Raw genomic sequence first — 14,127 nt, forward strand, 5'->3', positions numbered from 1 at the left:
CGCGCAAAGCGGCACTGGACGTTTTACTGAGAGGCGTTATTTGGTGTTTAGGCGGATGCCACGTTCTTCAATCGTGATGCTGCGTTCTTTATACAGACGGCCAATGGCCAGTTTGAAGGCTTTCTTGCTGACGCCGAACAGTTTGTAGATAACATCCGGTGGGGTTTTGTCGTTGCAGGCAATAAAGCCGTCCTGTTCCTGCAGCATATGCATAATGCGTTTGCTGACATCGTCGGTTTTGCCATAACCCAGCTTCTGCAGGCTGAGATTGATTTTGCCGTCCGGGCGGATCTGCTTAATAAAGCCTTTCATCTTCTGGCCGTAACGCAGAGGCTTGAATACGTCATTATCATAAACAACGCCCCAGTGGGTGCCGTTGATGATTGCTTTGTAGCCGATGTTGGTATGATCTTCGATGATCAGATCTACCTGCTGGCCCTTTTTAAATGAGTGCGGGTAGTTATCCAGAAACTTGTTGAGTTTTGTTGAGCCGGCAATGCGGTCGGTTTCGTTATCCAGATAGGTATACACAATGTATTTTTTACCTTCTTCGACGGACTGCTTCTGCTCGCTGAACGGCACCAGCAGATCTTTTGGCAGGCCCCAGTCGAAGAATGCACCGATACGGTTAACCGAGACAGCCGTCAGGCAGGCAAACTCACCCACGGATGTTTTTGGCTCCAGCGTAGTAGCAATAAGGTAGTCGTCAGAATCCAGATAAATGAACACATCTAATACATCACCGATTTTGGTGTTCTCCGACACATAACGGACTGGCAGCAAAATGTCGCCAAGTTCTTCACCGTCCAGATAGACGCCGAACTTCACTTCCTTTACTACTTTTAATTGATTGCTTCTGCCAATAGTTGCCATGTATGTGTCCAGTTGGATTCTGTAAGGTTCTGCAGTGCTTATATGTACTGTAGCTGTGGCGGTATTATCCCAGTTATAAGGTGGGAAATTAAGGCCTGCAGGCAGTCATAAGTACCTTGTATATCATCAGCATAGTTGAGCGGGGATCTGTTCCGGAAAATTTTCTAAAAAGTTGAGGTTTTTTTAAAAGAGGGTGTTGACACAAAAGCAAAATCCTTTAATATACGCGGCCTCACAGGAGGGGTGGCTGAGTGGTTGAAAGCACCGGTCTTGAAAACCGGCGAGGGTTAATAGCCCTTCCAGGGTTCGAATCCCTGCTCCTCCGCCATTAATGTGAGAAACGTTGTTCCTCGATAGCTCAGTTGGTAGAGCAGTAGACTGTTAATCTATTGGTCGCTGGTTCGAGTCCAGCTCGAGGAGCCACTACGGGTCGTTAGCTCAGTTGGTAGAGCAGTTGGCTTTTAACCAATTGGTCATAGGTTCGAATCCTATACGACCCACCACTTTCTCTGAGTTCTTCAGAAAAGTGGTATGGGGAGAAGTAAAGCGTGGGTTGTTAGCTCAGTTGGTAGAGCAGTTGGCTTTTAACCAATTGGTCATAGGTTCGAATCCTATACAACCCACCACTTCTATTTCCCTTTTTTCTTTTTCTTTATTCTTTTGTTTATATTTTTTCTTTGTTGCAGTTTTTCTGTTGCTTCGCGCTGTCTTCGTGCCTATGAACTTTTGTCTGCATGATATTTGCGGCGCTTTGCTATGCTGTGAAAACCCGCTGTGGATAACGGCGGCAGGGGTAATTTAATACGCTTGACTGTTATGGTTCACACTGTTGAATCGGGGGTGAGCGGAAAGGGGGTTCGTACATTGTCCGGGCGGCTGTTCTGGTTGTCTGGTTCTATATTGCCGGGGCATGTGCTGACCCGGTATCTGATTCTGCTGTACCTTCTGATCAGCAGTACACTTATCCACAAAGAATTGCTGTGCCTGGGGGCGATTTTCCCTGGCGGGCAATTGGCAGGATCAATCTGGCTGGGCGCTGCTCAGGCTCGACAGGTCGCTTGGTGAGGTGTTGGGGTATGTGCCGTTGGCTACCGGTCAACGGGCATCCGTGGGGATGCCGGTGGTGCATGCCGGTTACCGCTATGACCGGCAGGAGGTGCTTACTGTTCAGCATGGGTGCTTTATTACCGGAATCTATGACCGTAAACGTTTGCTCAGAAGTAATTGCCAGAGCGGATATGGGGATTCCGGCGGGCCTTTGTTGTTGAAGCGTGATGGCCAGTGGTATGTGCTGAGGCTGCACAGTGTCAGGGCGGGGAAATCTGCCAGTTTTGCAGTTGCTGCGCGCGTCTATTCGGGGCTCTGGTCTGAGTTCTGACCCTGATTTCAATTACGCCTTTTACATCAATGGCTTGGTCGAGTTTTGGATAGCTGATTTGTACCTGTGGAATATATGTGAGGGAGACTTGAAGGGGGATTTCTTAAGCAATATAAATACTACCCAAGTTGGGTTTTGTTTTTGTGTTTTAGGTTGCAAAAAACAAAAAATATGATTTTTTGTTGATTTTTGAAAAAAAAACGGTAGTTTTGTCCGCAGAATTGATACGGCGTTCGTTTGAAACGATTTTTACGTGCTGCTGTACATATGGATTTGTTGTTGCTCAAAAGGAAAAGTCTGATGAAACTTTCTAAGTTCTCTTCTTCTCCCCTGTCTCGCCAGAAGGGTCAGGGTATGTCTGAATATATCATTATCACTGCGCTGATTGCTGTTGCTGCCATTGGGGTGTTTGCCTCTTTTGGTGACGTTATCGGTAACCAGACAGCGGCTATGGCTGAAGAAATGGCTGGTGGAGATGGCAGTGCCAATATCCAGCAGGCTGGTCAGAATGCGACTACTGCTACAAACCGCGGTAACGTTCAGGATACTCTCTCTACCTACAACGCTCAGAACTGATATTGGTTGCTGAGTCGCAATTTAACTGCGTTTTTACTGATCTTTGCAGCGGTTGAATAGTCCGCCTGGGTAGTCGGCTTAAAAAACTGATTATTGTTTTTGATTATGAATGGCTTGAATCATCGATTCACGGCAGGTGTTGCAGTGCGTGTATCAAAGAAAAATGCCGGACAAATTCTGCCGTTAATACTGTTCGTATTAACGGTTTCCAGTGTGCTGATGGTAGTGATGTTTAACACCGGCCAGAAGACGGTGGATAAAAGCATTGCGACCAATGCGGCCGATGCAGGTGCCTACAGTGCAGGGGTCTGGGTCTCCCGAAATCTTAATTACCTCGCTTATACCAACCGGGCTATGGTGGCTAATCATGTGGCCGTCGGACATTTGATTACCTACGTCAGCTGGATTCGTTATGTGGCTGATACTGTGGCAGAAATTCATAAAATTACCCGCTTTATTCCGTATGTGGGGCAAGTGACTGAAGCAATAGATAGAGCGGTAACTGAATATAAGGGTGTGACTGAGTTTACTGCAAACTTCACAGTTCCCGGAGTGGATGAGCTAAACCGGCTGATTTATGCCTCGCAACTGGCGGCGGTAACTGATTTAAGGCCCGGAGTGGTGAATCAGGTGATGGCGGATGTCGTGCGTACTTATGATCCGCAACTGGATGTGAATGAGCCTGACAGCCTTCGGGGGGCGGGGTCTGATTTTGTTCCTCTGGTACAGGCGGCATTGTTGTCACAGGGGGCTGCACTGGCGGGAGCTGCAACGGTGATGGATCCCGGTAAAGACAGCGGCAAGATGCACACTCTGGTGAGTATGAGCTATGCAGGCGCTGAAAACTGGCTCACTAACCGTGAATGGTCCCGGCGATTTTTCTTCTTCTTTAAATTGCGTAAAGACGCATCCACGACTCATACCGAAGGCAGTGATCTGAGTTCCTGGAGGGCTGAAGACTCTATGGAGTTCGGCCAGTACCGGTTCAGAAAAGGCCGCTGGAAATGGGTCTGGGACACCATCGGTGAAGGCAGTGCCAGCACCGGTGAGTTTGACGGAAGCTATCAGGGCGTCCATGGCTACAGCCAGTTTAACGGCGCTGCCTGGCAAACGGAGTCCGGTGCCCTGTATATGGATCTGGTTACCCTGACGACTAAATCAGACCGTTTAACCGTACCAAACCGCAGAATGAGCCTGGGGGCTAACGATACCAGTATCTCCGGTTTTGGCCGTGCCCGGGTGTATTTTGAAAAGCCTTCATCCGGTTTCAGTGGCCATGCCACCGAACATGCAAATTTGTTGAATCCTTTCTGGAAGGTCAAATTGGTGAGCCCATGGTGAAACATATTTTTGTGCAGGCCTTTCTGACGATGGGTTTCATCGGTCAGGTGCTGGCAGGCATAACAGATACATTAACTTGTCCTGTGGGATACGCCCCCGGCTACGTGATTAATTATAAAAATTTCTGGGGAGGAACTCCCGCCTTTCCTGTTTTGGGAGTAGATGGAGAGATAACCGTTTATGCAACTCAAAAAGTCCATAAAACGGTTATTACCGGATTTGAAATTCAGCCAAAAGCAGACATAGCAACAGGTTCGATTGTAGGTGTTAAGCAGAAGTATCTGCAGACTAAATGGATACCTGACAAAGGGATTTATACACAGGAACCGCTGAGAAACTATGCAGCTGTTCGCAGAGGAACGAATCCGGGGTCTGAGATACCTGCAAAATGGCTGAATCCGCCAGAGGAGCGTAAAGCGTTTGCCGGGCTTGATTGTGACTGGCAGTCATTACAGCTGGCTGGAGGGCAAATTCAAAGTGATTTTTGTCAGGTATGGTTATACGGTCGCCATACGACTCTCTATGCGAAGCATATGCTGTTGAAAGATGGCCGGGTATATCTCTCTAAAGTTGCTGACAGTGTTGAACATAAATGCCTTAAGGAAGATGAGGTGGCTGTGCCGGAAGGGGTTGTCTGGGAATGAATTATCCACAAAGGCAAAAAGGTGCAGCAACGCTTGAGCTGGTTGTCGGCTGTCTGGCAGCTATCCCGGTTTTTTTAGGCATTACTCTGCTGGGTAAATATGCGGATATGCAGCATAAAACCGTTGAGGCTGCCCGGTATGTTGCCTGGGAAAAGGTTATCTGGGCAGACAGCCGTCAAAAAAATGAAACTGATATTGCGCTGGAAACCACCGATCGCTTTATGGGGCACCGGCGGTCGGCTGTTGTGGATAAAGGATTGATTGATGCGCAGGGCGTTACAGAAGAAGCACTCTGGAGAGATTACCGCAGCCGTACCCTGATGGTGAGCGATGGCTCGACAATCCGGGTGAATGTCGCCAGATCTGATGCCGGGGGCGCTACACATAATGTGTTGGTTCGAAATGGGGCAGGCAATGGCGTAAGCGTATTGGGGATAGATTCTGGTAAGTCACTGGGTGTTGATCTGTCACCGATTACCGCTTATCGGGTCAGTATGCCGATCACTAACCGGGTGCGGGATCCTAAAGATAATAAAACATCCGGGCTGGCCAGTTTTTTCTCACCCCAGGCATTTGAGTTACCTGAACAACTTAATTTAACGGCAACTTCCGGGCTGCTGACTGACTCATGGTCTGCTTACTCAGAAGCAGACTTTTCCGACCGGGTAAAAGGGTTGGGGGTGGAATCTGAAATGTCCCTGATTGCTAAGCCCGGCAGTGATTTAATTGGCCAGTTTTTTCCGTTTCAGGAAGGACGTTATGCAGGTAATACGGACTTTGTACCTGATTCTTCCGTCGTGCTGGATGAGTACGTGCCATGAAGCATCTTACGTTTTTTCTGGTTTGCCTGATGATGGTTTCCGGGGCCCGTGCGGGCTTACCTCAGCCTGATTTACCCACCGGCATTAAAGGTTACTGGATCAGCGAAGACATGGTGTTTAACGGCTTCGCGTTCAACATGCGGGGGTTCCATGTACGGAGTAGCCTGCAGGAACAGACTGCTGTGTTCAAGGGGTACTTACAGCAATTCGGAAATCCGGTTGTTGTTTCCGAACGTGATGGCTGGACCCAGGTAGCGGTTAAAGGCAATGAGGCATTTTATGTGGCGCAGTTGGCTGCAGACCTTAAAGGGGTACAGGGCACTCTGAGCATTTCTGCTCTGGAAGGTGACGAAAGCTATCTGGAACAGGATCAATACCCTTTCGGCATCGTGAAAGTCTCAGAGCAGGTTTATAACGATCCGGGTTCACAGCGGGAAATGAATATTCTCATGTCGGGAAAGCATATGCCGGTCACGCGGGACAATCTCATTACATATTTCGAAGAAACCGGCTGGCAGGTTGTTAATCAGCCGGCAGAAAACCGGGTGTATTTCCGCAAAAACAGTCAGTCGATGCTGATGTTTTTACAAAAAAGAGAAGACCATCCCGGCACACTCATTTTGCTGAACAAGGAATTTGGCCGTGAATAATAAAGTCAGGAATAAAGGAAGTTCACTCGTGGAATATATTGTGATTGCCGCCGCATTTTCGGGGATATTTTTTGGTGTTTTGCCTGCCGTGGTAGATAACCTGACTGATCATCATGATCAGTACTCCAATACTTTGTCAGTCCCTAATTAAACCGCGAGATTCCAGATGAAAGGTAAAATGCTAACGTTCATCATGCTAGGCGGTGCTTTGCTGTCAGGAGCTATTGCCGTCTACCTGACGTATACCTATATCGACACTGAGATTGCCCGAAAAGAAGCGGCGATTGATCAGGAATATAAGCTGGTTGAAGTTGTCGTGGCTAAATATGACCTGAAGCCAGGGGATGTCATCAGTTCTGCTTCGGTGGCTTTGCGGAAAGTGCCCTCCGGTTTTGTGCATTCGGATTCAATCGGTAAAGATCAGTTTGGTTCTGTCAGTGGCTTTGCCCTGTCTTATGGCGTGAAGGCCGGCGAGACCATTCTGTTTACACATATCTCAAACCGCAAAGGCGGTAAGTTTGCTGCTCTGATTGAGAGTGGTACTCGGGCGGTAACGGTCAGTGTGGATAAGATTAACTCAGCGGCGGGTATGTTATCTCCCAATGATGAAGTGGACTTACTGCTGACCACCAAAAAGAATGATGAACTGACAACATTGCCGCTGTTATCCAATATCCGTGTTATTGCCACCGGGGTGGCGACTGCTGAAAACCTGACCGGGGAAGTTGTGCAGTACAGCACGGTTACCCTGGAGCTTAATCCTGAAAATGCCGCCAAAGTAACCCATGCACAGCGTATCGGGGAAATTTCCTTTGTCTTGCGGGGCATTGAAGAGCCGGGTGAGGCTTATGACGGCTTGGTGCAAGTGAAAGATTTGCTTGGTACCCGTAAGAAAGCAACCCGCCAGTACCGGCCTGTAGAAATCATTATCGGGGGCAATTAAGTGTCAGTTTTTAAATCATTCAAAGTGCTGATGGCAGCACTGTTGTCCTGTGTTGTTATTGCCGCTCAGGTGCAGGCCGCTGTGCAGGCTGATAAACCGGAGTTACACAGTATTACCGTGGGGCAAACCCTACTCCTGAAAACCAAAGGTGTAAGCAGAGTTGCACTGGGGAACGGTGAAATTGCTCAGGTGAAAGTGCTCAAGGATACACAGGAAGTATTGCTGATAGCCAAGCAGCAGGGCGTAACCGATTTACGTATCTGGAGCCGTAATAATCCACCGAAAATATATGTGGTTCAGGTGCACGGTGCAGTGCAGGGGCCGGAGCAGGGGGAGCTTGAGCGGCTGGTGGAAAACATGCCGGGAATCACCCTGGAAAAAGTGAATAACAGTTTCATTCTTCGCGGTGAAGCCAAGAAACAGCAGGATTTAGCGCAGGCTGAAAAGATCGCTGAAAGTTACGATAACGTACTTTCGCTGGTAAGCGCGCCGTTATTCGAACACCAGAAAACCGTACTGATCCATGCCCGTTTTATTGAAGTAAACCGAAATGCGTTACAGAAAATAGGCATTAACTGGTCTGATCTGATTAACGGACCTACCTTCTCATTTCTGGGGGACTATCAGGCAAACGGAGTATTCCGGGGAACGGGCCTGCCAGCCGGTGCTGCACTGGCGCCCGGCGCAACAGGGCTGCCGCTGAATGTTGGCTCCGGTAACAGCTACTTTGGGCTTTCCACATCGCTGACTTCGGTTATCGATATTCTCGATAACAACGGCGACGCGCGTTTACTGGCTGAACCGACGCTCTCAAGCATCAGTGGCGGGCAGGCAAAGTTTCTGGCCGGTGGTGAATTCCCGATTCCGGTAACCAGTGATAACGGTGTGACAAACGTCAGCTTTCGTGAGTACGGCATCAATCTGGAAGTATCACCGCTGGTGGATGACAGCGGTTATATCCAGACCCGGGTAGATGTGGGTGTCAGCTCTATCGACCAGTCGGTTACGGTATTGGGTGTCCCCGGGTTGTTGAAGCGTACAGCGGCAACAGAGATGAACGTTTACGACGGTGAAACCATGGTGATTGCCGGCCTGTTCAGCCAGGAAGATGCAAAAATTGTGGATAAAGTACCGGGCCTCGGAGACTTACCGATTCTGGGTGAGCTATTCAAATCCCGCGAATTCAGGAACAAAGAAACGGAACTGGTTGTGCTGGTGACCCCGACCATTATCAGAGGGGATGATGACACCGTTACCGCCAGCGAGAGCAAGTTCAACCGTTTATCCACTGAGAGCGAAGCTTTCAGAAAATTTGACTTAATGGACTAGTCGGATGCTACAGATTGAATTACAGGAAGCGGATGGCCGCTGTATTAACCGCGAACTTGATCTGGGCAAACATACGCTGGGGCGTTCTCTGTTTGCTGATGTACGGGTCAAAGACAAAGCGCTGGAGAAGCTACACCTGAGCATTGAAGTGATGACTGAAGAAGTGGTCATCACCGCACTCAAGGGCGCGGACTTCAGTGTGGCGGGAGAGTTACAGCAACGGTTAATTAATCCTTCGCCGCAAACCTTGCTGCGTTTGGGTAAGAGTGAAATCAAAATTATTGATACACCGGCTGCAGGAATAAATCCGTCAGTGGCCCCGGTTAAAACCGTTGCTTCCAAGCCTTTAATTCAAACGCCACGTGAAGCGAATGCACCTGTTCAGGCAGTGGCTGAAACAGCGGCACAGCCACAGCAGCCTAAGCCAGTGGCTGCTGTGCCTGAACTTGCCCGCCTTGATTCCCAGACAGCCGTTGCCCCGCATATCTGGACAGAGCTGAAAAAACAGTTACAGCAAAAAATCATGGAAAAGCTGGATCTGTACCAGCGTTCTCTGGTGGATAACTACTCTGATGCTGAACTGCGCGAAGAAGCCAGCCGGATGGCACGGCAAATTATCAGAGCCGGTGAAATTCAGTTGCCTGAAGACGCTGATCAGGCGTTGTTACTGAAAGAAACCGTGGCTGAATCAATTGGCCTGGGGTTGCTGGAACCGCTGCTGGAAGATGAAAGTGTGACCGAAATTATGGTCAACGGTCCGGATAAAGTATACATCGAGCGGTTTGGTCAGCTGCAAAAATCCACCGCCTGCTTTACCGGAAATGCTTCACTGATCAGTGTGATAGAACGTATTGTTGCGCCCCTGGGTCGCCGTATAGACGAAGGCTCCCCCATGGTGGATGCACGTTTGCCGGATGGCTCGCGGGTGAACGCCATTATACCGCCGTTGTCGCTGATCGGCCCGGTCATCACTATCCGTAAGTTCTCTAAGCAACGTTTTAATTTACAGCGATTGGTGGACTACAACTCGCTGAGCAGCGACATGGCTGCATTTCTGGAAATTTGCGTTCAGCACCGTAAGAACATTGTCGTCGCTGGTGGTACCGGCTCAGGTAAAACCACCTTTTTGAACGCCCTGTCGGACTGTATTCCTGACAGCGAGCGGATCGTCACCATTGAAGATGCCGCTGAACTGCAGCTGGCACAGGACCACGTTATCTCACTGGAAAGCCGGCCACCCAATGTTGAGCATCAGGGGGAAGTGAGTATTCGGGATCTGGTTAAAAACGCCCTGCGTATGCGCCCTGACCGTATCGTCGTCGGCGAGTGCCGGGGCAGTGAAGCGCTGGACATGCTGCAGGCAATGAATACGGGGCATGATGGCTCCCTGACAACCGCCCACGCTAACTCCCCCCGTGATTTGCTTTCCCGACTGGAAGTAATGGTACTGATGGCCGGTATGGATATGCCGGTTAAGGTTATCCGCGAACAGGTTGCCTCTGCGGTAGACATCATTGTGCATCAGAGCCGTTTTGCAGATGGCAAAAGACGGGTCACAGCCATTGTGGAAGTCGACGGACTGGAAGGGGATGTGGTGCTGATGCAGAAGATTTTTGAATTTAAGCAAACCGGCATTCTCACTGACGGCTCTATTCAGGGGCACCATCAAAGTATGGGAATTGCCCCGCGGTTTTATGACGAACTGAGAGACTCCGGTATCGACCTCGACCGGACAATGTTCAGCGAAGCCGCCATTTAATTACAGATATATACCTTTATTTGCTCATGGATGCGCAAACCGATGTTTAAAAAAATCTGCCGAACTCTGGCCACTGCTTTCCGGCAACGGGGAGCAATGGCGGTTGAATCCCTGATTGCTCTGCCGGTTGTTTCATTACTGATGATGGGCGGGGTTGAATGGGCCCGTGTCTATGAAGCAAAAACTGCCACTGATTATGCTGTCAGTGTGGCGGCCAGAGAGGCGTCTTTTGATTCGGCAAAAGTCAGTGCCTTACAGCGGGGATTGGTTAAAGGGATGGCGCCGTATTATTCCGGCGCGAATCTGACCCAGAGCCTTAACCGGGCGACCGCCGCCGTTGCCCAGAACACACAGGTACGCATTCTTAACCCCACCCAGGAAGCTTTCAGCGATTTTGGTGTTAATAAAAATGGTGGGCGCTACTTACCCAATGATGGCCTGCACCGCCTGAGTACTACCCCCGGTGCCAGCAGTGGCATCAATATTCAGGATGCCAACCTGCTAAAGGTTGAAGTCACGGTGGGTATTCCTATGCGGATGCCCATTGTCGGTGACCTGATTACCGCTTTTGGTGGCCGTTATCTGGCGGCTAACAACTTTGAACGCCAGCTTTACGCCCGGGGTATGCTGCCGGTTGTCAGCAGCAGCGTAACCCGTATGCACAGCGAGGCCATTCTGAATGACTCTATGGTGTCGCTGGCCGAACTGCAGGGGCTGACGCGCCAGAAAGGCGGTCCGAAAGAACAGCTTGCAGGCAACACCACTTCAGTACTGGATACATCACCTTCAGAAGGCTTTAAAGGAGGCAGTGAATACAACTGGGTTGGTGTCAGTGCACCAACGACTAACCCGGGCTCGACACTCACGACGGATAATATTGACCAGAGCAATAATTTTGCACCGGAAACTGGTTCCGGAGAGTCGAGTGTTGTAGATCCTCCTCCACCACCTACGGAGCCTGAGTTGTGCACAGAGGTAGAAGAGCAACCGCCGTCAGAAGATGAGGAAAGTGGATTTTTTGGTAGTCTCTGGAACGATCTGAAAGACCTGGCTGTTGCAGCTTATGATTTTGTTCGCGGTTTCTGGGAAGGTATTAAAACGCAGATTGCTGATATTTACAGCATCATTACTGATCCACTGGAGTTCGCTAAAGGTCTGTATTACCTGGGGAAATCCTTTGTTGAAGACCCGGAAGCCACCGCTAAGCTGGTCTTTGATGGTGTACTGGATGACTTCAATACAGTGCTTAAATGTGGTGCTTATGACCGTGGTCGCATTGTGGGTGAATATATCAGCCCGGTATTTATGCTTAAGATTGCCGCTAAGCTCAGTAAACTTGATAACTTTAAAGGCCCGGAGGACATTAAAAAAGCCAAGGATGAAGTCGCTGAGGACCTTGGTTGTCCGATTAGTTTTCCAAGGTCGAGCTTTGCCGCAGGTACACAGGTCTGGACACCGTCCGGGCAACAGCCAATTGAGAATATCAGGGTTGGCCAGTTGGTTGAATCCCGTCTCGATAAAGGTACTTATCCCCAGCAGTCACAGGCGGTAAAGCAGGTTTTTAGCAGAGTTGCTGATCATCATTACCTGTTACTGACCGAAGGCGACCGGATAAAGATTACTGCTGAACACCCGATCTGGATTCAGGGCAAGGGCTGGACGCCTGTCAGTAAGGTCGAACCCGGCGACGTGGTTGCAACCATTGATGGTGATGCCAATATCTATGCCGTCAACCGGATTGACCAGCCCCTGCAGGTATATAACTTCAGTGTTTCGCAAACCCCGAATTACTTTGTCGGCAACGAAGGGCTGTGGGTACATAATGCCGGTCCGGCGGACTGCAACCCAGTGCCGGTTAATGATCTGGATAATCTGAAAATCAGTGATATTGCAGCCTCAACTGCGAAGGGCATGATTGGTGAAGCGAAGGTTAATAAAATTCTCACCGTAAAAGGCTATCAACAGTTGGGCGATAATTATGTGGATCACACACAGTTAGGTACAAAAGCAGAGTTAGATGGTCAGTGGGCAAAGCATGTTGGCCAAACCGGCATTGACAGTGTGTTTAAAAAGACTGACGCCGACGGTAACGACGTCTACGTGATTATTGAGACAAAAACCTCCGGCTCCAAAGAAACCCAGAAAACCGGAGGGCTTGCCAAGACTAATGACGGTAAACAGATGAGTAAAGATTGGTTGCTTGAAGGAGAGCCTTCTCGGTTACAAAAAGCCGGTTTAGATAATGATGATATAGATAATATAGTGAATGGTTTAGAGGAAAATGATGGCAGTGTGGTACGTCTGTATGCTGCAGTTAATGCCAAGGGCGAAACTCGGTTTTTCGAGATAAAAGATAAACCTGGCTCGACAACGGATGTATCGGTGGACCGGGCTGGCAATGAATATGAGTTTTAGGAGTAACTGATGCTTTTACGTGCCAATAAATTTAAGCAGGAAGCTGACCTAACGAAAACTCTTGCTGACATTGAAAATATATATGCAAGGATTATGGATGAAGCTTATATGCAGGAGATATATGAACGGCATGCTGTAGACAATCCCAGGGCTGTGACTGGAAAGTATGCAAGCAGCTTGGCTGCTGCTGCTGATCTGATTACATTTCACTATCTGAGAGGAGATGAGTTGTCTGCAATGCAACCTTTACATGAACAGGTATTGGTTAGTGCAGAGCGTGTCGCAAATGTTGCAGAAGAATTTGCTTTCGATAGCGTGGTGGTGGGCCGGTTATTATATCCCTGTATTAACAGTCCATTTTTTCCGTTAGCAATAGTGCTGCAGGTTGATAGAACAGTTTTACAGCAGTTTGTTGCGCAATTACCTGCTTGTGTTGAAGGAAAAACTCGATTTCAAGATAGGTTGCTTCAAACGTTGATTCCTCAGCGGGCTTTAGCTGAGCATTATACGGGGCCAGATAGAAAACGCTGGGCAGCGATCATTGAAGCTCCTCCGGAAAAACGTCCGACGTTGGTGAAAAAAGCATTGGATAAATGGGGTGCCGACATTGAAAAACAGGTCACGGTGCATCTAGATGAAAGTCACTTACGGGATAATTGGCCTGGTTACTGGTGCTATCCGCTGGCCACTTTAGTGGCGCTGCTGAATGTGGATGACAGCAGCTTCATTGATCATGAATATTACCCCACCGACCTGATGCGGGCTTGGGGTAAATATCGTGGTGCACCTGTGGTACTGCCCCCCATTGATGGCCCAGCAGATGCCCTGCCGGCGGCACCGGAAAAAGCTCCTAAGCGGCAAAAGGCCGTGAAAAAACTGCAGCCATGGACAGATGTTTTTAATACAGTTACCGCGGTTCTGCCACCGGCATTACAGGATCGTTTATGGAACTGTCTGGTTCAATGGCTGAAGTCAGAAGATGCTGAAGAGCTGGCCCTGCAATGTCCGGAAGACTTTTTTTACAGCCTGTCAGAAGCGGAAAGCGAGATGGGCCTGTATGACACTTACCGTCGTAGCAGTGCACTGCAGGTGGACTGGAAAGATTCAGACAGTGCCCGTGAGTTTGCTGTCCGGTTAGCAAAAACAGCCGTCTTGCCGGATGCGGGAGAGTACGATATTGCCGCAGAAAACTGCACTACAGTGGTTGAGGTATTCAAGCACTTCGACAGCTGGCTGCGTCAGCGTAACTGGTGTTTTATCGCAGTGGCCAGTGATAACGACAGCTATCAGGGATTTATCGCGCCAGAGACAGAGGAACAAAATGTGATGGCTACTTTTGGTGCACTGAATATTGGTTTTTTGAAAGTGAATATTTAGTACCGGAGTGTTGTGCTGTCA

General features: G+C 49.1%; 13 protein-coding genes and 4 tRNA genes. 16 read left to right on the forward strand and 1 reads right to left on the reverse strand.

Translation table 11 applies throughout. The annotated features are described in order from the left end of the window. Positions 1-36: 36 nt before the first annotated feature. A complete protein-coding gene (locus JYB63_RS21150; protein WP_205659921.1) occupies positions 37-873 on the reverse strand; it encodes a CvfB family protein in 837 nt (278 codons plus the stop codon). Between the two features lie 237 nt (positions 874-1,110). Between JYB63_RS21150 and JYB63_RS21155 the strand changes: the two genes are divergently transcribed. The 16 genes from JYB63_RS21155 to JYB63_RS21230 all read left to right on the forward strand — a co-directional run bounded on the left by JYB63_RS21155 (position 1,111) and on the right by JYB63_RS21230 (position 14,106). Continuing rightward, positions 1,111-1,201 (forward strand) — tRNA-Ser (locus tag JYB63_RS21155). Positions 1,202-1,220: 19 nt separating this feature from the next. Beyond that, positions 1,221-1,296 (forward strand) — tRNA-Asn (locus JYB63_RS21160). Positions 1,297-1,300: 4 nt separating this feature from the next. After that, a tRNA-Lys gene (locus JYB63_RS21165) sits at positions 1,301-1,376 on the forward strand. Positions 1,377-1,423: 47 nt separating this feature from the next. Next, a tRNA-Lys gene (locus JYB63_RS21170) sits at positions 1,424-1,499 on the forward strand. A 458-nt stretch (positions 1,500-1,957) separates the two neighbouring features. Continuing rightward, on the forward strand, positions 1,958-2,251 hold the full coding sequence (locus JYB63_RS21175; RefSeq protein WP_205659922.1) for a trypsin-like serine peptidase: 294 nt from the start codon (positions 1,958-1,960) through the stop codon (positions 2,249-2,251). A 300-nt stretch (positions 2,252-2,551) separates the two neighbouring features. Beyond that, positions 2,552-2,827 carry a Flp family type IVb pilin gene (locus JYB63_RS21180; RefSeq protein WP_205659923.1) on the forward strand — a complete coding sequence of 92 codons (276 nt, stop codon included), beginning with the start codon at positions 2,552-2,554 and terminating at the stop codon, positions 2,825-2,827. 144 nt (positions 2,828-2,971) lie between these two features. Then, positions 2,972-4,168, forward strand: coding sequence for a hypothetical protein (locus JYB63_RS21185; RefSeq protein WP_205659924.1), 1,197 nt, complete (start codon positions 2,972-2,974; stop codon positions 4,166-4,168). Further along, positions 4,162-4,812: a hypothetical protein gene (locus JYB63_RS21190; RefSeq protein WP_205659925.1), complete on the forward strand. Its 651-nt coding sequence runs from the start codon at positions 4,162-4,164 to the stop codon at positions 4,810-4,812. The genes JYB63_RS21185 and JYB63_RS21190 overlap by 7 nt, the downstream gene beginning before the upstream one ends. Further along, positions 4,809-5,633 (forward strand): hypothetical protein, encoded by an 825-nt coding sequence (locus JYB63_RS21195; RefSeq protein ID WP_205659926.1) that lies wholly within the window; start codon positions 4,809-4,811, stop codon positions 5,631-5,633. The genes JYB63_RS21190 and JYB63_RS21195 overlap by 4 nt, the downstream gene beginning before the upstream one ends. Next, positions 5,630-6,283 carry a hypothetical protein gene (locus JYB63_RS21200; RefSeq protein ID WP_205659927.1) on the forward strand — a complete coding sequence of 218 codons (654 nt, stop codon included), beginning with the start codon at positions 5,630-5,632 and terminating at the stop codon, positions 6,281-6,283. The genes JYB63_RS21195 and JYB63_RS21200 overlap by 4 nt, the downstream gene beginning before the upstream one ends. Further along, entirely contained in the window at positions 6,276-6,434 is a 159-nt protein-coding gene (locus JYB63_RS21205; RefSeq protein ID WP_205659928.1) for a hypothetical protein, read from the forward strand. The genes JYB63_RS21200 and JYB63_RS21205 overlap by 8 nt, the downstream gene beginning before the upstream one ends. Before the next feature lie 27 nt (positions 6,435-6,461). Beyond that, positions 6,462-7,226, forward strand: a complete 765-nt coding sequence (gene cpaB, locus JYB63_RS21210; RefSeq protein ID WP_205659929.1) for a Flp pilus assembly protein CpaB — start codon at positions 6,462-6,464, stop codon at positions 7,224-7,226. Further along, positions 7,227-8,555, forward strand: coding sequence for a secretin GspD/PilQ domain-containing protein (locus JYB63_RS21215; protein WP_205659930.1), 1,329 nt, complete (start codon positions 7,227-7,229; stop codon positions 8,553-8,555). Positions 8,556-8,559: 4 nt separating this feature from the next. Then, complete coding sequence (locus JYB63_RS21220) at positions 8,560-10,314, forward strand: TadA family conjugal transfer-associated ATPase (RefSeq protein ID WP_205659931.1); 1,755 nt, start codon at positions 8,560-8,562, stop codon at positions 10,312-10,314. 42 nt (positions 10,315-10,356) lie between these two features. Continuing rightward, the gene (locus tag JYB63_RS21225; RefSeq protein ID WP_205659932.1) at positions 10,357-12,729 is read left to right on the forward strand and encodes a polymorphic toxin-type HINT domain-containing protein; all 2,373 of its coding nucleotides are present in this window, start codon (positions 10,357-10,359) and stop codon (positions 12,727-12,729) included. A gap of 9 nt (positions 12,730-12,738) precedes the next feature. After that, positions 12,739-14,106, forward strand: a complete 1,368-nt coding sequence (locus JYB63_RS21230; protein WP_205659933.1) for a DUF6630 family protein — start codon at positions 12,739-12,741, stop codon at positions 14,104-14,106. Positions 14,107-14,127 lie beyond the last annotated feature (21 nt).

Source organism: Aliamphritea spongicola (genome assembly GCF_017051665.1).
GTDB lineage: Bacteria > Pseudomonadota > Gammaproteobacteria > Pseudomonadales > Balneatricaceae > Amphritea > Amphritea spongicola.